This is a genomic window from Serratia sp. JKS000199, assembly GCF_900215455.1.
GTDB lineage: Bacteria > Pseudomonadota > Gammaproteobacteria > Enterobacterales > Enterobacteriaceae > Serratia > Serratia ureilytica.
Map to the genome: position 1 here is coordinate 3,239,266 of NZ_LT907843.1, position 20,471 is coordinate 3,259,736.

The window sequence follows — 20,471 nt, forward strand, 5'->3', positions numbered from 1 at the left end:
TAGATCAAGAATGCGTCAAAAACTTGCAGCATACGGAACAGGCCTGCTTCGCCGAAAGCCGATCCAAAGCTGTTTCGTTTGCAGTGGCTCCCAGCAGGAGCCAACTTTTATCGCTCGAGAAAGTATTCTACAACGAGTGGAAACATAATGCTGTGTTTATATCCCCTTAATCTTTCACGCCGCAGCCTGCTGCGGCGTGAAATTGACAGGGAATAAATCAGCGATTAATGAATGCCGCCAATCCGGCTGAAACGCACGCCGGTAGGCCACTCGCCTTCCTGCTTTTCAAAGCTCATCCAGATGGCCGTGGCTTTACCCACCAGATTCTTCTCCGGCACAAAGCCCCAGTAACGGCTGTCCGCGCTGTTGTCGCGGTTGTCGCCCATCATGAAGTAATGCCCGGCCGGCACCACCCACTCCGCCAGCGGTTTGCCCGGCTGTTGGTAGTAAGCGCCCACCTGATCCTGCGTGCCCGGCACGGTCAGGATGCGGTGCGTCACGTTGCCCAGGCTCTCCTGACGTTCACGCAGACGAATGCCGCCCTGCGGCACGTTGTCATTCAGCGGGATCTGGTAGAAACCGTTGCTGGCCTCGCCCATGCCACTGCGGCTGAACAGCTGTACGAAGTCGCTCGGCTGCGCGTCGGCGTAGGTGACCGCCAGCGCGGTATCGCAGGACTGCCCGCTGTTGCACGACGGCTGCACCGTAACGCGCTTATTCACCGGATCGTAAGTAATACGGTCGCCCGGCAGGCCAATCACGCGCTTGATATAATCCAGCTTCGGATCCAGCGGATATTTAAATACCGCAATATCGCCGCGCTTCGGATGACCGGTTTCAATTAGCGTGGTCTGGGTTATCGGATCTTTAATGCCGTAAGCATATTTCTCCACCAGAATGAAATCGCCAATCAACAGCGTCGGCATCATTGAGCCGGACGGGATTTGGAACGGTTCGTAAATAAACGAGCGCACCACAAAGACCAGCAGCAACACCGGGAAGACCGATGCCCCGGTCTCTACCCAGCCTGGCTGCTTAGCCACTTTCGCCAGCGTTTTATCGTCTACTGCGCCCGCGGTCTGCTCGTTGACCGCCGCAATCTTCGCGCGGCGGGCCGGCGCCCATTTAAAGCGCTCGAAGCACCAGATGATCCCGGTGACCAGGGTGGCCAACGCCAGGATCAGGGCAAACATATTCGCCATGCAAACTCCCTCGTTTCGCGAACTCGTCGCGGTTACTTGCCGTCTTTACCGACGTGCAGAATGGCCAGGAACGCTTCCTGCGGCAGCTCGACGTTGCCGACCTGCTTCATGCGCTTCTTACCGTCTTTCTGTTTCTGCAGCAGCTTTTTCTTACGGCTGACGTCACCGCCGTAGCATTTCGCCAGCACGTTTTTACGCAGCTGCTTCACGGTGGAGCGCGCGATGATGTGCGTGCCGATCGCCGCCTGAATCGCGATGTCGAACTGCTGACGCGGGATCAGATCTTTCATCTTTTCCACCAATTCACGGCCGCGATACTGCGAGTTGTCGCGGTGGGTGATCAGCGCCAGCGCATCCACGCGCTCGTTGTTGATCAGCACGTCCACGCGCACCATGTCGGAGGCCTGGAAGCGCTTGAAGTTGTAATCCAGCGACGCATAACCGCGCGACGTGGACTTCAGGCGGTCAAAGAAGTCGAGCACCACTTCCGCCATCGGGATTTCATAGGTCAACGCCACCTGGTTGCCGTGGTAGACCATGTTGGTCTGCACGCCGCGTTTCTCAACGCACAGGGTGATGACGTTGCCCAGGTATTCCTGCGGCATCAGCATGTGGCATTCGGCGATCGGCTCGCGCAGTTCCTGGATGTTGTTCAACGGCGGCAGCTTGGATGGGCTGTCGACGTAGATCACTTCTTTGCCGGTGGTTTCCACTTCGTAGACTACCGTCGGCGCGGTGGTGATCAGATCCAGATCGTATTCACGCTCCAGACGCTCCTGAATGATCTCCATGTGCAGCAGACCAAGGAAGCCGCAGCGGAAGCCGAAGCCCAACGCGGTGGAGCTTTCCGGTTCGTAGAACAGGGAGGCGTCGTTAAGGCTCAGCTTGCCCAGCGCATCGCGGAAAGATTCATAGTCGTCGGAGCTGATCGGGAACAGACCGGCGTACACCTGCGGCTTCACTTTTTTGAAGCCCGGCAACGCTTTATCCGCCGGCTGACGCGCCTGCGTCAGGGTATCGCCCACCGGCGCGCCGAGGATGTCTTTGATCGCGCAGACCAACCAGCCCACTTCGCCGCAGTTCAGCACGTCGCGATCGACCTGCTTCGGCGTGAAAATGCCCAAACGATCGGCGTTGTACACCTGGCCGGTGCTCATGACCTTGATCTTGTCGCCCTTGCGCAGCGTCCCGTTCTTGACGCGCACCAGCGACACGACGCCCAGGTAGTTATCGAACCAGGAGTCGATGATCAGCGCCTGCAGCGGCGCATCCGGATCGCCCTGCGGCGCAGGAATGTCGCGCACCAGGCGCTCCAGCACGTCGGGCACGCCGACGCCGGTTTTGGCCGAGCAGCGCACGGCATCGGTGGCGTCGATGCCGACGATGTCTTCAATTTCCTGCGCGGCGCGATCCGGATCGGCGGCCGGCAGGTCGATTTTGTTCAACACCGGCACCACTTCCAGATCCATTTCGATCGCGGTGTAGCAGTTGGCCAGCGTCTGGGCTTCTACGCCCTGGCCGGCGTCCACCACCAGCAGCGCGCCTTCGCAGGCCGCCAGCGAGCGGGACACTTCATAGGAGAAGTCAACGTGGCCTGGGGTGTCGATAAAGTTAAGCTGATAGGTCTGCCCATCCAGCGCCTTGTAATCCAGCGTGACGCTTTGCGCCTTGATGGTGATGCCGCGCTCGCGCTCCAGATCCATGGAATCGAGCACCTGCGCAGCCATTTCACGGTCGGACAGGCCACCGCAAATTTGGATAATGCGGTCAGACAGCGTCGACTTACCGTGGTCAATATGGGCAATAATGGAGAAATTTCGTATATGCTTCATTATAAAAGTTTTTCTGCCTTGGTATTTCTGAATTACTCGCCTATAGAAACCCGCATGGACCTAAAGCGACAGTGAATGGGTTAGGCCGTCTTGCACCTGAATCGCTGCATTCTACATGCCACACCACTGAAAACCTAGCGATCGGTGCAGTGAAGGCATTCTATTATGCGCAGCTAAATGTTACAGGGCGCCCCGGCTGATGAAAACAGATGTTAACACGGGCTATACGGCCTGAACCCAAGGCTTGCAGGTGCTCCGTGGCCGTCAAACTCCGGCGCTAATACATAACCGGCCGCAGCGCAATAAACCCCTTCTGAAATTATCGAAAAAGAATATTTGGATCAACCTCTTAGAATTCGATTTTGCCCCACATCCTTTAGGAAAAACCCCATATACGCCACCACCGTCCCTCGGATAGAAAGGGCATGAACTCCGCGACAAAACATTATTCCGGGCACTACATCGGCAGCCCACCGGGGTTCACCAGCATATCTGCGTACGTTGATTGGAAGGTGCATTATGATCGATAAAGGGCAAATGCTGAGCCGGCACGATTTTTCGAAGGTCAACTGGGGCATTCTGGCGGCGGCGGCGCTGCTGTTCAGCGTGGGTGCGGCGCTGTTGGTGCTGCCGCTGCTGAGCAGCATTGATGAGAACGACGTCATCACGCTGTTGCAGGCCGGCGCGGGCACAATTTTACTCGGCTGTACGCTGCTGGCGCTGCGGCATTACCTGCGCCCGGTGTTGACATATCGGCTCTACGAGCACGGCGTGCGGGTCTTTGACGGCCACCATCACAAAGAGCGTTTCATTCCGTTTGAGAAAATCGGCGACATCTATCGCTTTCGCGGCGGCAAGGCTTTTGGCGGGTTGTTTGACGTCACGGCGTTCCGCGCCGGCGCGGATCAGCCCTGGTGCACGGTCTTCAGCAATGTCGCCCATTCGTGGCGACTGGCGGACGTGATCGTCGATCAGCAGCTGCAGCAGCGCGGGCCATTGGCGTTGAACGCGCTCTATCAGGGGGAGACGGTGTCGTTTCACACGGTTGAGGGCGACGCACGCTGGCTGTGGCAGTTGCTGCTCGGCAAACGGCAAGGCACGCCGACCGAAACGCTGCGGCTGAGCGCCACCCTGCTGACCACTGAACGGGGCAACGTGCCTATCGAGCAGATCCGCGCGTTGGAAAATCATCCGCAGCGCGGCATCCGCTTATTCGACGGCCAGGGTAATGTGCTGTTCGCTATCAACGATGATTCGCTGCTCAGCGCCGATCTGTTCATCGCGCTGCTGGAACATATGATCCACAACCGCATCCCCGCCTATCACAACCCGGCGATGACGCGGCCGTCGGTTTAAATCAGCGGGGAGTTTTCCGCCTGCATGCGCAGTGCGGTAGGCGGTAAGCCAATCTGCAGCACCACCGGCTGATAGTCGGCCTGCTCGCCCAGACGCCGGGCCAAGCGGCGCGCCAGCATAAAGGCCACCCCGCCGCCCAGTACGGCGCCGACTGCCGCCGAGGCGTCGCTGCCGAAACAATATTGCAATAACGCGCCGCCCAGCATCATGCCCAGCAGCGGCGTCAGGTAAACCAGCATGGCGGAGCGCAGCAGGCTGCCTTCCGCAATGCCGACCTCGACGCGCTGCCCCGGCTCGAGCGGCTGATCGATATGCACCTGCAGCTGATGCTCGGTTTCCGGCACCAGCTCGTTCAACGCACGCGCGCCACAGCCGGAGCGCGCGGTGCAGCTGCCGCAGCCGGCCTTGGGTTCACAGCGCAGCAGCGCTACGCCCTGTTGCCACGAAACCACCGTGGCCCACTCTTTCATCATTACGGCGATACCTTGAAAGAAATGCTGTCGGCGATGCGTTTGGCCGTCGCCGGCGGCAATTCGCCCACAATCGTGATTTCGTTGCCCGCGCGCACTTCGGTCTGGATGGTGCGGCGCCCTTGACGGTAGTACTGCTGCCCGGCTCCGCTGCCCGCCGGGCTGACGTTGACCGAGAAGCTGAACAAGCCGTCGCTGTAAAGGCGGGATTCAACCGGCACGGCGACGTTAGGCAATTTGCGGCGGTTGCGCGCCACCTCGTCTACCCCCGCCGGCAGCCAGCCGGTGCTCCAGCTCAGCTGGACGTTTTCCACCGCCGGCAGCGACAGCAGCGGCGGCAGGTTGGCTTTGAGCAGCCCCTGCATCGCGCCCTGCACGTCGGCGCCGACCGCGAAGGAGATCACCCGATATTGCTCCAGCGTTTCGCCGTCGCGATCGAGCAAATCCACCCGCAGCGGCAGCTTGGTGTCCTCGTCCATCCAGACGATGTAGCTGTAGCGGGAACCGTCGCGCGCCACCACGCGCAGCACTTCACACGGCCGATCGGCGATGCGGGTGCTGCCCACGGAGATGAAGTCGTAGTACTTGGCCAGGCGGGTGAAATCAGCATAAACGATCGCCGGCAGCGCATCGACGATGTGATCGCCGGTGAGCGTGAACGGCTCCAGGCCGGGTTCGAAGTAGCTGATCCCGCCGCCGCGCTGCAGCACTTCGCGGCGCGGGCCGTCCATGTGCAACAGCTGGCCGAGCGGCACGTTGCCGATCACCGCATGGCGATAGCGCAACGACTCGATTCCCTGCTTGCTGATGCTGATGTAGGCGAGCTCGTAATTGAGAGAACGGCTGGCGCTGCTCATCTGTTGCAATAACGCCCCGGACGCAGTCGGCTGCGCCGGGGCGATGCTGGAATAGAGCAGGCTGCCCGTCAATAAACAAACGGAGAACCAGATTTGCTTCATTACTGCTGTTGCATTCCTAAAGACTGAGTTCCGGGAACCTGAATGGCAGCCTGTTGCGGATTGCTTTGCTCAAGCTGCAGCTGATCCGAATGCAGGCGACGTTGCAGTTCATAGTCCTGCAGCATGGCGTTGATACGCTTACGCTGTTCCTGCACCTGCTGCTGTTGGCCGCTGCCGGTGGAGAAACTGTCGGCAGGAACGCCCAGGCTGACCGGTGAGGCCTGGCCCATGATCGGCAGCGTGGTGAAGGCCGGCGATTCGGACGCGTTCGATGACGCAGAAGGCTGGTTGTAGTGCTGCACGCCGACGATGACCGCCAGCGACACGCAGGCCGCCATGCCGATTTGCGTAATCTGGCTCGCCCAAGGACGCACTTTGTCCCAGAACGGCATTTTCTGCCAGGTGTGAGGCTGCGGCTGAGATTCCTGGACGGCGGAAGGCACCAGCCGGGCAGGTTCTTTCTCAAGTGCAGCGGCGACGCGATCGGCGATATCGAAATGCATCACTTGTCCGATATCACCCCGCAGTGTGTCACGTATCAGGTGATAGCTCTGCCAGCTTTGCTGAAGCGTTCGATCTTGCGACAGAGAACTCAACAGCTCGCTGTCGAACGATTCACCATCCATCAGAGCGGAAAGCTTTTCTTTCTGCATGCCTAAGTACCCTTCCTGTGCCCGCCATTGCTAACGCTGGATCAGCGGTTGAACTTTATTATCGATAGCTTCCCGGGCGCGGAAAATACGCGAACGTACGGTTCCGACCGGGCAATCCATGATGGCGGCTATCTCTTCGTAGCTTAGACCATCCAACTCCCGCAGGGTAATCGCCATGCGAAGATCCTCAGGGAGAGACTCAATGGTACGGAAAACTATCTGTCTCAGCTCTTCTGACAACATTAAGTTCTCAGGGTTCGAAATTTCTTTCAGTGCGCCCGCACTTTCGTAATTTTCCGCATCGTTGGCGTCCACATCACTGGATGGCGGACGGCGCCCCTGAGCAACCAGATAATTCTTTGCCGTGTTCACGGCGATTCGATACAACCAGGTATAAAAAGCGCTGTCGCCACGGAACGATTCCAGTGCGCGATAGGCCTTGATAAACGACTCCTGCACCACATCGGGCACATCGCCCTGCGGCACATAGCGGGAAACGAGACTCGCCACCTTATGCTGATAGCGCACTACCAGTAGGTTAAACGATTTCTGGTCGCCCTTTTGGACCCGCTCAACCAGAACTTGATCCGTTAACTGCTCGCTCATCCGAGGTAAACTCTCCCCAAATCCGTCTCCACGCGTAAAATTGTACTGCCAGCCATACATTATTTTCCTGAGCAAGCACTCGCTTGGAGTTCATATAGAACACGAAGTTCCATATCGCCATTGTTTTTTCTGTTGATGTCACCCTATCCGTGGCTTTTGCCCGGACAGTTAGGCTAACATGAAATTCACTCTTCTTCTGCACACATCATACGTTATGCAACCATCATCTGAACATGTTAGCGATGTACTGATCGTCGGCAGCGGCGCTGCGGGCCTGTCACTGGCGCTGCGCCTGGCGCAGCATTGCAAGGTTACCGTTCTCAGCAAGGGGCCGCTCAGCGAGGGGGCCACCTTTTACGCCCAAGGCGGGATCGCCGCGGTGTTCGATGAGACGGACAGCATTGCCTCACACGTTGATGACACTTTGATTGCCGGCGCCGGCCTGTGCGACAAAGAGGCCGTCGAATTCATCGCCGGCAACGCGCGCCACTGCGTGCAGTGGCTGATCGATCAGGGCGTGCTGTTCGACACCGAGGTCAACGCGCAGGGCGAGGCGCATTATCACCTCACGCGCGAAGGCGGCCACAGCCATCGCCGCATCCTGCACGCCGCGGACGCTACCGGTAAGGAAGTAGAGACCACGCTGGTGGGGAAAGCAAGCGCTCACCCCAATATTTGCGTGATGGAACGCCGCAACGCGGTTGACCTTATTACCTCGAACAAAATCGGCCTGCCGGGCACCCGCCGAGTCGTGGGCGCTTACGTCTGGAACCGCGAGCTCGAGCGGGTGGAAACCTACCGCGCCAAAACGGTGGTGCTGGCCACCGGCGGCGCGGCCAAGGTATACCAATACACCACCAACCCGGACATCTCCTCCGGCGACGGCATCGCCATGGCCTGGCGCGCCGGCTGCCGGGTCGCCAACCTGGAGTTCAACCAGTTCCACCCGACCTGCCTGTTCCACCCACAGGCGCGCAACTTCCTGCTGACCGAAGCGCTGCGCGGCGAAGGGGCTTACCTGAAGCGCCCGGACGGCAGCCGCTTTATGCCCGATTTCGACCCGCGTGGCGAACTGGCCCCGCGCGATATCGTCGCCCGCGCCATCGACCATGAAATGAAGCGCCTGGGCGCCGACTGCATGTACCTGGATATCAGCCACAAGCCGGCGGAGTTCATCACCCAGCATTTCCCGATGATCCACGAAAAGCTGCTGACGCTGGGCTTCGATCTGACTCGGCAACCGATCCCCATCGTCCCGGCGGCGCACTACACCTGCGGCGGCGTGATGGTCGATCAGCACGGCCGCACCGATCTCGACGGGCTGTACGCCATCGGCGAGGTCAGCTACACCGGCCTGCACGGCGCCAATCGCATGGCGTCGAATTCGCTGCTGGAGTGCCTGGTTTACGGTTGGTCGGCGGCGGAAGACATTCTGCAGCGCCTGCCGTTCATCCAGCAGGCCAAACAGGTGCCGCACTGGGATGAAAGCCGGGTGGACGATGCGGACGAACGGGTGGTGATTCAACACAACTGGCACGAGCTGCGGCTGTTCATGTGGGATTACGTCGGCATCGTGCGCACCACCAAGCGCCTTGAGCGCGCCCTGCGCCGCATCAACACGCTGCAGGCGGAAATCGACGAGTACTACGCTCACTTCCGCATCTCCAACAACCTGCTGGAACTGCGCAATCTGGTGCAGGTGGCCGAGCTTATCGTGCGCAGCGCCATGGCGCGCAAAGAGAGCCGCGGCCTGCACTACACGCTGGACTACCCGGATTTGCTGCCGGAAGCGCTGCCGACCATTTTGCAACCTTAAACTCTGCGACAGGGCGCCTTATCGGCGCCCTTTTCTTTTCAGTAGAACAGGTAGAAGTCGGTGATCAACCGGCGGAAATCGTCGGTATAGCTGCCGTCGGCCTGTTTGATCGCCAGCGCCTGCTCCCGCAGCGGCGTTTCCCGCCGCGTCAGCGCCAGCAACATCCGGTGCAGCGGCGTATCGGCCCGATCGCTGACGTTCACTTTCGCCGCCGTGTGCCAACCGCTTTGCTGCGCCAGGCGTTCGAATTCGGCGCCGATGTCGTGCGGCAGCACCACGCAGAACGTGCCCTGCGCGGCCAACAGCTGCGCGGCGCAGGCCAACAGCGCCTCGTGCGTCAGGGTTTCGGTGTAGCGCGCGTTGTGGCGCGCCTGATCGCGGCAGACCACCGCCGGCTCAAAATAAGGCGGATTGCTGACGATCAGATCATACTCAGCGGCATGCTGCTGCGCATAATGGTGAATATCCTGCGCATGCACGCGGATGCGCTGCGGCCACGGCGATTCCGCCGCGTTTTCGCGCGCCTGGCCGGCGGCGGCTTCATCCAGCTCCACCGCGTCGATGGTCACTTCGTCGCCGCTGCGCTGCGCCAGCATCAGCGCGATCAGCCCGCTGCCGCTGCCGATGTCCAGCACCCGGCGCGCCTGCCCCAGCGGCGCCCAGGCGCCGAGCAGCACCCCGTCGGTGCCCACTTTCATGGCGCAACGATCGTGGGCGACAAAGAATTGTTTAAAGGTAAAACCCCCGCGGCGCGGGGTAAAATCGGCTTTCGATCGCTTGCTCACACTCACCACCTGGCTATAAAACTGGCGTAGCATAAGGCAATCTGATCGGCGGGAAAAGAGCGGCTTTCCGCTTAAATAGGTGAAGATCGCGGCCAACCCGTCTATAATCGGCGCCCCAAGTAGAGGTAGACCATGACAGCAACCACTTTTTCCGAACTCGAACTCGATGATCGCCTGATCGACGCGCTGCGCGACAAAGGCTACGATCGCCCCACCGCCATTCAGGCCGCTGCGATCCCGCCGGCGATGGACGGGCGCGACGTCTTAGGTTCGGCTCCGACCGGCACCGGCAAAACCGCCGCCTTCCTGCTGCCCGTGTTGCAGCACCTGCTGGACTTTCCACGCAAGAAATCCGGCCCGCCGCGCGTGCTGATCCTGACGCCAACGCGTGAACTGGCGATGCAGGTCGCCGATCAGGCGCGTGAATTGGCTGCTCATACCTCGCTGGATATCGCCACCATCACCGGCGGCGTCGCTTACATGAACCACGCGGAAGTGTTCAGCGAAAACCAGGACGTGGTGGTCGCCACCACCGGCCGCTTGCTGCAATACATTAAAGAAGAGAACTTCGACTGCCGCGCGGTGGAAACCCTGATCCTCGACGAAGCCGACCGCATGCTCGACATGGGCTTCGCGCAGGACATCGAAACCATCTCCGCCGAAACCCGCTGGCGCAACCAGACGCTGCTGTTCTCCGCCACGCTGGAAGGCGAAGCGATCCGCGAATTCGCCGAGCGCATCCTGAAAGAGCCGGTGGAAGTGGAAGCCGATCCGTCGCGCCGCGAACGCAAAAAGATCCTGCAATGGTACTATCGCGCCGATGACGTGCAGCACAAAACCGCGCTGCTGATCCACCTGCTGAAGCAGCCGGACGTGCAGAAATCGGTGATCTTCGTGCGCAAGCGCGAGCGCGTGCATGAGCTGGCCACCTGGCTGCGCGAAGCGGGCATCAACACCTGCTATCTCGAAGGCGAAATGGTGCAGGCCAAACGCAACGAAGCGGTCAAACGCATGATGGATGGCCGGGTTAACGTGCTGGTGGCCACCGACGTTGCCGCGCGCGGCCTGGATATCCTCGATATCACCCACGTGTTCAACTTCGACATGCCGCGCACTGCGGATACCTACCTGCACCGCATCGGCCGTACCGGCCGCGCCGGGCGCAAAGGCACTGCCATTTCGCTGGTGGAAGCGCACGACCATCTGCTGCTGGGCAAAGTGGGCCGTTACCTGAACGAGCCGCTGAAAGCGCGCGTGATCGACGAACTGCGGCCGAAAACCAAGGTGCCGAACGAGAAGAGCAACGGTAAACCGTCGAAGAAAGTGCTGGCCAAGCGCGCGGAAGACAAGGCGAAGAACAAAGAAAAGGCCAAGGTGAAAGTGCGCCATCGCGACGCCAAAAACGTCGGCAAACGCCGTCAGGCGAAGGCCAAACCGGCCGGCGACGCGCAATAACCGCCGCTGCCTAAGAAAAAACCGCCTGTACAGGCGGTTTTTTTATGGGCGTTTACTGCTGCGCGTAATGCGTGGCCAGGCGGCGCCCCTGCAGCCATTTATCCAGCTCGCGGAACTGCGCCTTCAGCTCGTCATTCTGCAAATGCGCCGGCGTTTGCGAGAAGTAAAACTGGAACGCATAACCCTGCTGATTGCGCGCCCGGGCATCGGCACCGGCCTGCAACAGCAACAGCGCCAGGTGCGGCGCGTTGATCTTCGCCGCCAGATGCAGCGGGGTATCCCCCAGCCGATCGCTCAACGTGGTGTCCGCCCCGGCCGCCAGCAGCAGCCGCAACTGCTCCTCACGCCCGGCCAGCACCGCCGCCGCGAGCGGCGTGGCGCCGGTAACGGCATTGCGCACGTTCACCGGCGCCCCTTCGGTCAGCAACAACCGCAGATACTGTGCGTCTTGCAACATCGCCGCGGTGTGCAGCGCGCTGTTGCCGTCCAGCCCCGCCGTCGCCGGGTCGGCACCGAGCTCCAGCAACGTCTGCACGCTGGCCGGCTGTTGCGAAAGCACCGCCCACTGCAACAGCGTGACCTGCCGCTCGCCCCGTTCGCGCAAGCGCTCCTGTGTGGCCTGCGCACCGATGCCCTGCGCATCGCCGCGCGCCACCGCCTGAGCCAGCGCCTGGTTGCTGCGGCCGTCAAACGGTGAAATCTCCTGCCCCATCAGTTGCTCCTTAGCCATCATCAGTAAACCGGTCACCGCGACCAGCGCCAGTAAGGCTATCGCCAGCGCCCGCCGCAAGCGACACCCTTCAGGCATTGGCCTTCGCCTCCCACGGCTTTTGTTCCGCCATCGAGCTTATCACCTTGTCGATGCCGTGCGCCGTCAGGCTGCGATCCAGATGCTTGCTCGGCCGCCAGTCATCGATGCCGGTCAGGGTATCGTTGTTGGCCAGGGTAATGTTGTGGCCGATGGCGTCCGGGATCAGCGAAGTCGATTCCTGAGTGCTGGTCAGCATGTCATATTGCTCGCTGTAACGGCGAATGCCGCCGGCTTCGGCGTCTTTCTTCGCCGCCGCCGGATCGATCCCCAGGCGATTCAGGGTGTAATCCGACACCCCGGCCGCATTGAAGGTGACCGCGACGGTGCCGGTCGCCAGCGCCGCCGTGGCCGCCAGACCACCGCCGAGCGAATGACCGGCGATCACCAGCGCATCGCCGAAGGCCGCCTTGGCGCTTTTGGCGGCGGCAACCGCCTGATTGTACTGCACATCGTCATAACCCGTCGCCTGCCGCACGTTGCTCAGCCAGTCGCGCCAGTCGTTGGTGCCGGCGAACGCCAACACATACTGCTTGTCGTTGCTGTAAATCCCGGCCTGGAAACCGCTGCCCGCGTCGTGCAGGCTGGCGGGATCGATGCCGAACCCGAGCAACGCGCTGTCGCTCAGACGGTTGAACCCGGCGGCGCCCTGGCCGTTCAGCGAGTAAACGTCCTTGGCCAACAGCGCCAACGCATAATCGCCTTCCTGAGATTGTTGCCCCCGGGTCACGCCCGGCGCAACCGCCGTCGGCGCCGCCGCAGAGATATCGCCGACCAGCGTATTCAACAGGTTCTGCGCGTTCAGCGTATTCTGAGAAGGGGTGGCCACCGGCGCCGGATTTGCCGGCGCGGCCGCAGGCTGCGATGCCGTCGCCGTTTCGGCAGCGGCGCGAGGTGTAGGGATCGCGGTCACCGGGGATACTGCAGAGGTAAAACTTAAAGGCATACTCATGCCGACTCCTTGTCGATAGACTTTTTTATTTAGCACCTGAATAGGTGCTGATTTAGCTATCGGCAGGTCGGATGAGTTCTGTATCAGGAATGCTTATCTTTGTGCAGAATGTGATCCGCCTTCAGTTTTCGGCTATCAAGCACAAAAAAGGGAGCCGAAGCTCCCTGATTGACTGCGCCGCCGATTACAGGCTTTCGGTAAAGGTGCGGGCGATAACGTCGCGCTGCTGTTCCGGCGTCAGGGAATTGAAACGCACCGCATAGCCGGACACGCGGATGGTCAGCTGCGGGTATTTTTCCGGATGCTTGACCGCGTCTTCCAGGGTTTCGCGACGCAGCACGTTGACGTTCAGGTGCTGGCCGCCTTCCACGCGCACGGTCGGCTGCATTTCCAGCGGCACTTCACGGTATTCGATCTGGCCCAGATCGCTGACCGCGACAACCTGATCTTCCGCGTAGTTGGCCTTGGCGCACACGCAGCGAGCTTCCGCTTTTTCATCGTCCAGCAGCCAGAAAGAATTCACCAGCGCCTGGTCGTTCGCTTTGGTAATTTGAATACCGGTAATCATTATGTTGCCTCCGTACAAGGGCGTAAAAATTCACATCGTGAGAAAACCCAATTCTGGTTTCGGCCATTTGGTAAAACCATTGTTGTCTTGTTGTTCTGTATACCAGCCTGACCGGGCCAGTTCTTTGATTAAAGTCAATTTTTACCGGGTAGGCACAAGGCGTGAAGGGGCAAATTTATGTTTTATATCAATTTTCCCACTGCGGCAAAAACCAATTATTTTTGTAAATTTTCAAAAATAATTGCATTACGCGTGACAGTGAGAAATGAAAAGCGGGTTTCGCTGCGCGGGCCGACACGGTAAGCTATAGCCCATGAATTGCTAAAGAAAACAAAGGAGAGCGTTTATGGCCACCTCCCTCACCTGGCATGACGTGATCGGCAAAGAGAAAGAGCAGCCCTATTTTGTTGAAACGCTCGCCTTTGTTGCCGCTGAGCGCCAGGCCGGTAAGACCATTTATCCACCGCAGAAAGACGTGTTCAACGCGTTCCGCTTTACCGAGCTGGCGGACGTCAAAGTCGTCATCCTCGGCCAGGATCCCTACCACGGCCCCAATCAGGCGCACGGCCTCTCTTTCTCGGTGCGCCCCGGCGTGCCGGCGCCGCCGTCGCTGGTGAACATGTATAAAGAGCTGGCGACCGACATTCCCGGTTTCGAACGCCCGGATCACGGCTACCTGCAAAGCTGGGCCGAACAGGGGGTGCTGCTGCTCAATACCGTGCTGACGGTGGAAGGCGGCCGCGCGCACTCGCACGCCAACCTGGGCTGGGAAACCTTTACCGATAAAGTGATCGCCGCCCTGAACGAGAACCGCGAAGGCGTGGTGTTCCTGCTGTGGGGCTCGCACGCGCAGAAGAAAGGCAACTTTATCGACCGCAACCGCCACCATGTGCTGAAGGCGCCGCACCCGTCGCCGCTCTCCGCGCACCGCGGTTTCCTCGGCTGCCGCCACTTCTCGCAGGCCAATCAGCTGCTGGAGCAGCAAGGGCTCACGCCGATCGACTGGATGCCGCGCCTGCCGCAGGCGTAGTCCAGAGACAAAAAAGGCACCCTCGGGTGCCTTTCTTTATGCCGTTGCCGGGGCGATTACGCCTTGGCTTTGGAGACCGCGACCATCGCCGGACGCAGCAGGCGGCCGTTCAGCGTATAGCCTTTCTGCATCACCATCATCACGTGGTTCGGCTGGTGATCGGCGGATTCCATCATGCTCATCGCCTGATGTACTTCCGGGTTGAACGGCACGTTGACGTCGCCGACGATTTCGATGCCGTACTTGCGCACCACGTCCAGCAGCGATTTCAGCGTCAGCTCGATGCCTTCGATCATCGCGGCCAGTTCCGGATTGTTTTTATCCGCCAGATCCAGCGCGCGCTCCAGGTTGTCGATCACCGGCAGCAGATCGCCGGAGAATTTCTCCAGGGCGAACTTGTGCGCTTTCTCGACGTCCAGTTCGGCGCGGCGACGGATGTTCTCCGCTTCCGCTTTGGCGCGCAGCAGGCTGTCGCGCTCGTGCTGCTGAGCTTCCGCCAGTTGGGCTTCCAGTTCGGCGATACGCGCATCGCGCAGATCGACGCCTTCCGCCGCTTCCGGCAGCGTATCCTCGTGATGAGCGTGTTGTTCCATTTCTTCCGAGACTTGCTCGTTTGGCGTCTTCTGTTCTTTACTACTCATGAATATCTCCGCGTTTTAGCATTAATCTCGCAACTTGGCTTATTATGGGGATCAAAACCGGGGTTTCAAGTCAACCGGTCACAATGTGGGGCATAAACGGGTCCCGGTGAGGAAAATCACAACAAATGAATAAAAAATTCGCCTGTATTGGCATTGTTGGCCACCCGCGTCACCCTTCAGCGCTGGCAACCCACGAGATGCTGTTCCACTGGCTGGTCGCCCGCGGCTATTCGGTGATGGTCGAACGCCAAATCGCCCATGATTTGGGGCTGAAAGACGCCGTCACCGGCAGCCTGGCGGATATTGGCCAGCGCGCCGATCTGGCGGTGGTGGTCGGCGGCGACGGCAACATGCTCGGCGCCGCGCGCGTGCTGGCGCGCTACGACATCAAGGTAATCGGAGTCAACCGCGGCAACCTCGGTTTCCTCACCGATCTCGATCCCGACAACGCTCTGCAGCAGCTGGCGGACGTGCTGGAAGGCGAGTACATCGACGAACAGCGTTTCCTGCTGGAAACCATCGTGCATAAAGAGCACCAGCAGTGCCGCATCAGCACCGCCATCAACGAAGTGGTGCTGCACCCCGGCAAAGTGGCGCACATGATCGAATTCGAGGTGTATATCGACGATCGCTTCGCCTTCTCGCAGCGCTCCGACGGCCTGATCATCGCCACGCCGACCGGCTCCACCGCCTACTCGCTCTCCGCCGGCGGGCCGATCCTCACCCCGTCGCTGGAGGCGATCGCGCTGGTGCCGATGTTCCCGCACACCCTTTCCGCCCGGCCGCTGGTGATCAACGGCGACAGCACCATCCGCCTGAAATTCTCGCAGATCGGCAGCGATCTGGAGATCAGCTGCGACAGCCAGATCGCACTGCCGATCCAGGAAGGCGAAGAAGTGCTGATCCGCCGCAGCAACTTCCATCTGAACCTGATTCACCCGAAGGACTACAGCTATTTCAACACGTTAAGCACCAAGTTGGGCTGGTCGAAAAAATTGTTCTAAAATCTGCATCGGCCACTTTACTGTATATAAAACCAGTTTATACTGTATGAAACTACAGTTATGTGTTTATACACAGGAAGGTTCCCATGCTGGCGCAATTAACCATCAGCAACTTTGCTATCGTTCGTGAGTTGGAAATCGATTTTCAACCGGGCATGACGGCGATCACCGGTGAAACCGGCGCCGGCAAATCCATCGCCATCGATGCGCTGGGGCTGTGCCTCGGCAACCGCGCCGACGGCAACGTGGTGCGCCTGGGAGCCGCCCGCGCCGACATCTGCGCCCGCTTCTCGCTGGCGGACACCCCGTCCGCGCGCGCGTGGCTGGAGCAAAACCAGCTGGACGACAGCAACGAATGCCTGCTGCGCCGGGTGATCAACGCCGACGGCCGTTCGCGCGGCTTTATCAACGGCACCGCCGTGCCGCTGTCGCAGCTGCGCGAGCTGGGGCAACGCCTAATCCAAATCCACGGTCAACACGCCCATCAGCTGCTGCTCAAGCCGGAGCACCAAAAAGCGCTGCTCGACGCCTACGCCGACGAACCCGCCCTGCTGGCGGCGATGAGCCAGGCCTACCAACGCTGGCATCAGAGCTGCCGCGAGCTGGCGCACCATCAGCAGCAGTCCATCGAGCGCGAAGCGCGCAAGCAGCTGCTGCAATACCAATTGAAAGAGCTGAACGAATTCGCGCCGCAGGCCGGCGAGTTCGAACAGACCGACGCCGAGTACAAGCGCCTGGCCAACAGCGGCCAACTGCTGACCCTCAGCCAGCAAACGCTGCAGCTGCTGGCCGACAGCGACGAGAACAACATGCTCAGCCAGCTTTACAGCGCCAAACACCTGCTGCTTGAGCTGGCCGGGCTGGACGATAAGCTCAGCGGTCTGCTGGACATGCTGGAAGAGGCCTCTATCCAGATCAGCGAAGCCAGCGACGAACTGCGCCATTACGCCGATCGCATGGATCTCGATCCCAATCGCCTGCACGAGCTGGAACAGCGCCTGTCGCGTCAAATCAGCCTGGCGCGCAAACACCAGGTCGCGCCGGAAGAGCTGCCGCAGCTGCATCAGCAGTTGCTGGATGAACAGCAGCTGCTGTCTCAGCAGGAAAGCGACCATGAGCACCTGAATGAGGCGGTGACCCTGCATCACCAGCAGGCGCTGGCGCTGGCGGAAGAGCTGCACCAGAAACGCCTGCACTACGCCGCCGAGCTGACCACGCTAATCACCGACAGCATGCAGGCGCTCTCCATGCCGCACGGCAAATTCAACATCGACGTGCGCTTCGAACCGCAGCACCTGAGCGCCGAAGGGGCCAGCCGCACCGAGTTCTGCGTCTCCACCAACCCGGGGCAGCCGCTGCAGCCGCTGGCGAAGGTCGCCTCCGGCGGTGAGCTGTCGCGCATCGCGCTGGCCATTCAGGTGATCACCGCCCGCAAGATGGAAACTCCGGCGCTGATCTTCGATGAGGTGGACGTGGGCATCAGCGGCCCGACCGCCGCCATCGTCGGCCGTCTGCTGCGCCAGCTCGGCGAATCCACCCAGGTGATGTGCGTCACCCACCTGCCGCAGGTGGCTGGATGCGGGCATCAGCACCTGTTCGTCAGCAAGCAGACCGACGGCACGGTCACCGAAACCCAGATGGCGCCGCTGGATAAACGCGCCCGGCTGCAGGAGCTGGCGCGCCTGCTCGGCGGCAGCGAAGTCACCCGCAATACGTTGGCGAACGCCAAAGAACTGCTGGCGGCATAAAAAAGCTCAACTTTTTCACTTTCCTGCGGTCTGACAGTGACGCTGTTGGCCCGAGAAATATCTAAAGTGCGGCGCGGCGGTGATCCAAAGCCATCTCAACAGCCTGAAAAAGGCCAAGCGCTTGAGGTGCTAAAGGAAAGCCAATGCGTCGCAACGTGAAAGATGAAGGGTATAAAGGTTTCCAACTGCCGCAAGGTCTATTATCATCGGCATCCTATGCCCTAAAGGAATGTGATTACTATGCGCTGTAAAACGCTGACTGCCGCCGCTGTAGTTCTTGTGATGCTGACTGCAGGCTGTTCTACTTTTGAAAAGGTGGTTTATCGTCCTGACATCAACCAGGGGAACTACCTGACGTCGACCGACGTGGCGAAAATTCAGAAAGGGATGACCCAACAACAGGTCGCTTACACATTGGGCACCCCAATGCTGCAAGACCCGTTCGGAACTCAGACGTGGTTCTATGTGTTCCGCCAGCAGCCTGGCCATGAAGATATCACCCAGCAGACGCTGACGCTGACCTTCGACAGCGCAGGCGTGTTGACCGACATCCAGAACAAACCGGCGCTGACCAAGTAATCGGCGCTGACCGCTCTTCCGGCCCATGAGGGGGCATGGTGTTCCTCATGACAGTCGCAGGCTGCAACGCGGAAGAGAAAATCAGTTTCAGATAAAAAAATAAGGCGCTATAAGCGCCTTATTTTTTTGCCTTTTCTGCCCGTTGCCGGCGCAGCTCTTTCGGATCGGCGATCAGCGGCCGGTAAATCTCCACCCGGTCGCCATCGTTCAGCGTATCGCCCAGCTTGGCCGGGCGGCTGTAAATGCCGATTTTGTTGCTTTTAAGATCGATATCCTGGCGCAGCTCCAGCAGGCCTGAAGCCTGAATCGCCTGCTCGACGCTGCTGCCCTCGGCCAGCTTCACCTTGCGCAGGTACTGCCGCTCCGGCAAGGCGTACACCACCTCGACCTGGATGTCAGACACTGTAGACCTCTTTCGCCCGCTGGGTGAATGCCTGCACCATGCTGCCCGCCAGCTCTTTGAACACCTTGCCGAACGCCAGCTCAATCAGTTTGTTGGTGAACTCGAAGTCCAGGTGCAGCTCCACCTTGCAGGCCTCTTCGCTCAGCGGCGTGAACTGCCAGCCGCCCATCAGCTTGCGGAACGGACCATCGACCAGTTGCATATTGATGCTCTGGTTATCCAGCAGCGTATTGCGGGTGGTGAAGGTCTTGCTGATACCGGCCTTGGCGACGTCCACCGCGGCGGTCATCTCGTTGGAGGTAGCGTTAAGCACCCGGCTGCCGGTGCAGCCTGGCAGAAAATCGGGATAAGAATGAACATCGTTAACCAACTGATACATCTGCTCGGCGCTGAACGGCACTAATGCAGACCGACTGATCTGGGGCATATCATTTCCTGTAAGACATAAAACGTACAGATAATACCATTTATCTGGCGGCAAACAAAAAATCTGCTAAGGGATGAGGGCACCAAAAATGCGAAAAATTGCGCAGGTGCTGAACGGGAAAGGATTTCTTTCGCTGAAGCATCCAGTATAATGAACGCACTATGACAAAGAAAAAAGCACACAAACCCGGTTCCGCCACCATTGCCCAAAACAAGCGTGCGCGCTTCGAATACTTCATTGAAGAAGAGTTCGAGGCGGGCCTGTCGCTGCAAGGGTGGGAAGTTAAATCGCTGCGTGCAGGCAAAGCCAACCTCAGCGACAGCTACGTGACGTTCCGTGACGGTGAAGCCTACCTGTTTGGCGCCACCATCACCCCGCTCAACGTGGCTTCGTCGCATGTGGTGTGCGATCCGACGCGTACCCGTAAACTGCTGCTGAACCGACGCGAGCTGGACACCCTACTCGGCCGCGTCAACCGCGACGGTTACACCGTGGTGGCCTTGTCCCTGTATTGGAAAAATGCCTGGAGCAAGATCAAGATCGGCGTAGCCAAAGGCAAGAAAGAGCACGACAAACGCGATGACATCAAAGATCGCGAATGGCAGACGGCGAAAGCCCGTATCATGAAGCACGCCAATCGTTAAGCCGCTGGCTTATCGAGGTAAACTTCTGGTATACTGCACAAAGTTACTTGGGGCTGATTCTGGATTCGACGGGATTTGCGAAGCCCTAGGAGCATGCCGAGGGGCGGTTGGCCTCGTAAAAAGCCGCAAAAAAATAGTCGCAAACGACGAAAACTACGCTTTAGCAGCTTAATACCCTGCTTAGAGCCCTCTCTCCCTAGCCTCCGCTCTTAGGACGGGGATCAAGAGAGGTCAAACCCAAAAGAGATCGCGTGGATGTCCTGCCTGGGGCTGAAGCGTTAAACTCAATCAGGCTAGTCTGTCAGTAGCGTGTCCATCCGCAGCTGGCCGGCGAATGTAAAGATTGGACTAAGCATGTAGTGCCGACGGTGTAGTAATTTCGGACGGGGGTTCAAATCCCCCCAGCTCCACCAAATACGTCGCCAGTGAACCAGATAGACCCGGCGATAATAGCGAAAAAGCCCACAACTTCGGTTGCGGGCTTTTTTGTTTTTGTCACATTCAGGGAGGAAGCCCCTTGGCCCGGGCTCCCC

At 59.6% G+C, this 20,471-nt stretch carries 21 protein-coding genes and 1 other RNA gene; 9 read left to right on the forward strand and 13 right to left on the reverse strand.

The features are described from left to right. Window positions 1–224: 224 nt before the first annotated feature. Window positions 225–1,202, reverse strand: coding sequence for a signal peptidase I (lepB, locus tag CPH57_RS15485; RefSeq protein ID WP_033644122.1), 978 nt, complete (start codon window positions 1,200–1,202; stop codon window positions 225–227). Window positions 1,203–1,234: 32 nt separating this feature from the next. Then, complete coding sequence (lepA, locus tag CPH57_RS15490; RefSeq protein WP_019452315.1) at window positions 1,235–3,034, reverse strand: translation elongation factor 4; 1,800 nt, start codon at window positions 3,032–3,034, stop codon at window positions 1,235–1,237. A 519-nt stretch (window positions 3,035–3,553) separates the two neighbouring features. On the opposite strand from lepA, the gene CPH57_RS15495 reads away from it, so the two are divergent. Continuing rightward, complete coding sequence (locus CPH57_RS15495) at window positions 3,554–4,390, forward strand: hypothetical protein (RefSeq protein WP_033644123.1); 837 nt, start codon at window positions 3,554–3,556, stop codon at window positions 4,388–4,390. Here CPH57_RS15495 and rseC read toward each other — a convergent pair. The 4 genes from rseC to rpoE are packed head-to-tail and all read right to left on the reverse strand — an operon-like array spanning window position 4,387 to window position 7,078. Then, window positions 4,387–4,863 (reverse strand): SoxR-reducing system protein RseC, encoded by a 477-nt coding sequence (gene rseC / locus CPH57_RS15500; RefSeq protein WP_033644124.1) that lies wholly within the window; start codon window positions 4,861–4,863, stop codon window positions 4,387–4,389. The two genes, CPH57_RS15495 and rseC, sit on opposite strands and share 4 nt — an antisense overlap. Then, window positions 4,863–5,819, reverse strand: coding sequence for a sigma-E factor regulatory protein RseB (gene rseB / locus CPH57_RS15505; protein ID WP_025303948.1), 957 nt, complete (start codon window positions 5,817–5,819; stop codon window positions 4,863–4,865). Before rseB ends, rseC begins: the two co-directional genes overlap by 1 nt. After that, window positions 5,819–6,472: an anti-sigma-E factor RseA gene (rseA, locus tag CPH57_RS15510; RefSeq protein ID WP_033644125.1), complete on the reverse strand. Its 654-nt coding sequence runs from the start codon at window positions 6,470–6,472 to the stop codon at window positions 5,819–5,821. Before rseA ends, rseB begins: the two co-directional genes overlap by 1 nt. Before the next feature lie 30 nt (window positions 6,473–6,502). Further along, complete coding sequence (gene rpoE / locus CPH57_RS15515) at window positions 6,503–7,078, reverse strand: RNA polymerase sigma factor RpoE (RefSeq protein ID WP_004929136.1); 576 nt, start codon at window positions 7,076–7,078, stop codon at window positions 6,503–6,505. Between the two features lie 214 nt (window positions 7,079–7,292). On the opposite strand from rpoE, the gene nadB reads away from it, so the two are divergent. Further along, a complete protein-coding gene (gene nadB, locus CPH57_RS15520) occupies window positions 7,293–8,894 on the forward strand; it encodes an L-aspartate oxidase (protein WP_016929796.1) in 1,602 nt (533 codons plus the stop codon). Between the two features lie 38 nt (window positions 8,895–8,932). On the opposite strand, the gene CPH57_RS15525 is transcribed toward nadB, so the two are convergent. Next, entirely contained in the window at window positions 8,933–9,712 is a 780-nt protein-coding gene (locus CPH57_RS15525; RefSeq protein WP_096242540.1) for a tRNA1(Val) (adenine(37)-N6)-methyltransferase, read from the reverse strand. 99 nt (window positions 9,713–9,811) lie between these two features. On the opposite strand from CPH57_RS15525, the gene srmB reads away from it, so the two are divergent. After that, complete coding sequence (srmB, locus tag CPH57_RS15530) at window positions 9,812–11,134, forward strand: ATP-dependent RNA helicase SrmB (RefSeq protein WP_004929122.1); 1,323 nt, start codon at window positions 9,812–9,814, stop codon at window positions 11,132–11,134. 52 nt (window positions 11,135–11,186) lie between these two features. On the opposite strand, the gene CPH57_RS15535 is transcribed toward srmB, so the two are convergent. The 3 genes from CPH57_RS15535 to grcA all read right to left on the reverse strand — a co-directional run bounded on the left by CPH57_RS15535 (window position 11,187) and on the right by grcA (window position 13,462). Continuing rightward, window positions 11,187–11,942, reverse strand: a complete 756-nt coding sequence (locus CPH57_RS15535; protein WP_096242541.1) for an ankyrin repeat domain-containing protein — start codon at window positions 11,940–11,942, stop codon at window positions 11,187–11,189. After that, complete coding sequence (locus CPH57_RS15540) at window positions 11,935–12,894, reverse strand: DUF2974 domain-containing protein (RefSeq protein ID WP_096242542.1); 960 nt, start codon at window positions 12,892–12,894, stop codon at window positions 11,935–11,937. Before CPH57_RS15540 ends, CPH57_RS15535 begins: the two co-directional genes overlap by 8 nt. A gap of 184 nt (window positions 12,895–13,078) precedes the next feature. Beyond that, window positions 13,079–13,462, reverse strand: coding sequence for an autonomous glycyl radical cofactor GrcA (gene grcA, locus CPH57_RS15545; protein WP_004929114.1), 384 nt, complete (start codon window positions 13,460–13,462; stop codon window positions 13,079–13,081). Between the two features lie 346 nt (window positions 13,463–13,808). Here grcA and ung point away from each other — a divergent pair, with 346 nt between their 5' ends. Further along, window positions 13,809–14,492 (forward strand): uracil-DNA glycosylase, encoded by a 684-nt coding sequence (ung, locus tag CPH57_RS15550; RefSeq protein ID WP_004929112.1) that lies wholly within the window; start codon window positions 13,809–13,811, stop codon window positions 14,490–14,492. A 56-nt stretch (window positions 14,493–14,548) separates the two neighbouring features. Here the strand turns inward: ung and grpE are convergent, their stop codons facing one another. After that, a complete protein-coding gene (gene grpE / locus CPH57_RS15555; RefSeq protein ID WP_025159545.1) occupies window positions 14,549–15,133 on the reverse strand; it encodes a nucleotide exchange factor GrpE in 585 nt (194 codons plus the stop codon). 125 nt (window positions 15,134–15,258) lie between these two features. Here grpE and nadK point away from each other — a divergent pair, with 125 nt between their 5' ends. The 3 genes from nadK (at window position 15,259) to bamE (ending at window position 18,464) form a co-directional block, all read left to right on the forward strand. Beyond that, complete coding sequence (gene nadK, locus CPH57_RS15560; protein ID WP_004929107.1) at window positions 15,259–16,137, forward strand: NAD(+) kinase; 879 nt, start codon at window positions 15,259–15,261, stop codon at window positions 16,135–16,137. 86 nt (window positions 16,138–16,223) lie between these two features. Then, complete coding sequence (gene recN, locus CPH57_RS15565; protein WP_048325148.1) at window positions 16,224–17,885, forward strand: DNA repair protein RecN; 1,662 nt, start codon at window positions 16,224–16,226, stop codon at window positions 17,883–17,885. 240 nt (window positions 17,886–18,125) lie between these two features. Beyond that, window positions 18,126–18,464 carry an outer membrane protein assembly factor BamE gene (gene bamE, locus CPH57_RS15570; protein ID WP_004929101.1) on the forward strand — a complete coding sequence of 113 codons (339 nt, stop codon included), beginning with the start codon at window positions 18,126–18,128 and terminating at the stop codon, window positions 18,462–18,464. Window positions 18,465–18,582: 118 nt separating this feature from the next. Here bamE and CPH57_RS15575 read toward each other — a convergent pair whose 3' ends face one another. Together CPH57_RS15575 and CPH57_RS15580 are read right to left on the reverse strand one after the other, a co-directional pair. Then, window positions 18,583–18,867: an RnfH family protein gene (locus CPH57_RS15575; protein ID WP_004929098.1), complete on the reverse strand. Its 285-nt coding sequence runs from the start codon at window positions 18,865–18,867 to the stop codon at window positions 18,583–18,585. Further along, window positions 18,860–19,294, reverse strand: a complete 435-nt coding sequence (locus tag CPH57_RS15580) for a type II toxin-antitoxin system RatA family toxin (RefSeq protein WP_004929096.1) — start codon at window positions 19,292–19,294, stop codon at window positions 18,860–18,862. The genes CPH57_RS15575 and CPH57_RS15580 overlap by 8 nt, the downstream gene beginning before the upstream one ends. A gap of 161 nt (window positions 19,295–19,455) precedes the next feature. Here CPH57_RS15580 and smpB point away from each other — a divergent pair, with 161 nt between their 5' ends. Then, window positions 19,456–19,938: an SsrA-binding protein SmpB gene (smpB, locus tag CPH57_RS15585; RefSeq protein WP_016929804.1), complete on the forward strand. Its 483-nt coding sequence runs from the start codon at window positions 19,456–19,458 to the stop codon at window positions 19,936–19,938. Between the two features lie 49 nt (window positions 19,939–19,987). After that, window positions 19,988–20,351: a transfer-messenger RNA gene (gene ssrA / locus CPH57_RS15590) on the forward strand. Window positions 20,352–20,471 lie beyond the last annotated feature (120 nt).

Excerpts from the sequence above, each read along its gene's own strand:
- lepB (WP_033644122.1), bottom strand. The coding sequence starts at position 1,202 with ATGGCGAATATGTTTGCCCTGATCCTGGCGTTGGCCACCCTGGTCACC.
- lepA (WP_019452315.1), bottom strand. The coding sequence starts at position 3,034 with ATGAAGCATATACGAAATTTCTCCATTATTGCCCATATTGACCACGGT.
- CPH57_RS15495 (WP_033644123.1), top strand. The coding sequence starts at position 3,554 with ATGATCGATAAAGGGCAAATGCTGAGCCGGCACGATTTTTCGAAGGTC.
- rseC (WP_033644124.1), bottom strand. The coding sequence starts at position 4,863 with ATGATGAAAGAGTGGGCCACGGTGGTTTCGTGGCAACAGGGCGTAGCG.
- rseB (WP_025303948.1), bottom strand. The coding sequence starts at position 5,819 with ATGAAGCAAATCTGGTTCTCCGTTTGTTTATTGACGGGCAGCCTGCTC.
- rseA (WP_033644125.1), bottom strand. The coding sequence starts at position 6,472 with ATGCAGAAAGAAAAGCTTTCCGCTCTGATGGATGGTGAATCGTTCGAC.
- rpoE (WP_004929136.1), bottom strand. The coding sequence starts at position 7,078 with ATGAGCGAGCAGTTAACGGATCAAGTTCTGGTTGAGCGGGTCCAAAAG.
- nadB (WP_016929796.1), top strand. The coding sequence starts at position 7,293 with ATGCAACCATCATCTGAACATGTTAGCGATGTACTGATCGTCGGCAGC.
- CPH57_RS15525 (WP_096242540.1), bottom strand. The coding sequence starts at position 9,712 with ATGCTACGCCAGTTTTATAGCCAGGTGGTGAGTGTGAGCAAGCGATCG.
- srmB (WP_004929122.1), top strand. The coding sequence starts at position 9,812 with ATGACAGCAACCACTTTTTCCGAACTCGAACTCGATGATCGCCTGATC.
- CPH57_RS15535 (WP_096242541.1), bottom strand. The coding sequence starts at position 11,942 with ATGCCTGAAGGGTGTCGCTTGCGGCGGGCGCTGGCGATAGCCTTACTG.
- CPH57_RS15540 (WP_096242542.1), bottom strand. The coding sequence starts at position 12,894 with ATGAGTATGCCTTTAAGTTTTACCTCTGCAGTATCCCCGGTGACCGCG.
- grcA (WP_004929114.1), bottom strand. The coding sequence starts at position 13,462 with ATGATTACCGGTATTCAAATTACCAAAGCGAACGACCAGGCGCTGGTG.
- ung (WP_004929112.1), top strand. The coding sequence starts at position 13,809 with ATGGCCACCTCCCTCACCTGGCATGACGTGATCGGCAAAGAGAAAGAG.
- grpE (WP_025159545.1), bottom strand. The coding sequence starts at position 15,133 with ATGAGTAGTAAAGAACAGAAGACGCCAAACGAGCAAGTCTCGGAAGAA.
- nadK (WP_004929107.1), top strand. The coding sequence starts at position 15,259 with ATGAATAAAAAATTCGCCTGTATTGGCATTGTTGGCCACCCGCGTCAC.
- recN (WP_048325148.1), top strand. The coding sequence starts at position 16,224 with ATGCTGGCGCAATTAACCATCAGCAACTTTGCTATCGTTCGTGAGTTG.
- bamE (WP_004929101.1), top strand. The coding sequence starts at position 18,126 with ATGCGCTGTAAAACGCTGACTGCCGCCGCTGTAGTTCTTGTGATGCTG.
- CPH57_RS15580 (WP_004929096.1), bottom strand. The coding sequence starts at position 19,294 with ATGCCCCAGATCAGTCGGTCTGCATTAGTGCCGTTCAGCGCCGAGCAG.
- smpB (WP_016929804.1), top strand. The coding sequence starts at position 19,456 with ATGACAAAGAAAAAAGCACACAAACCCGGTTCCGCCACCATTGCCCAA.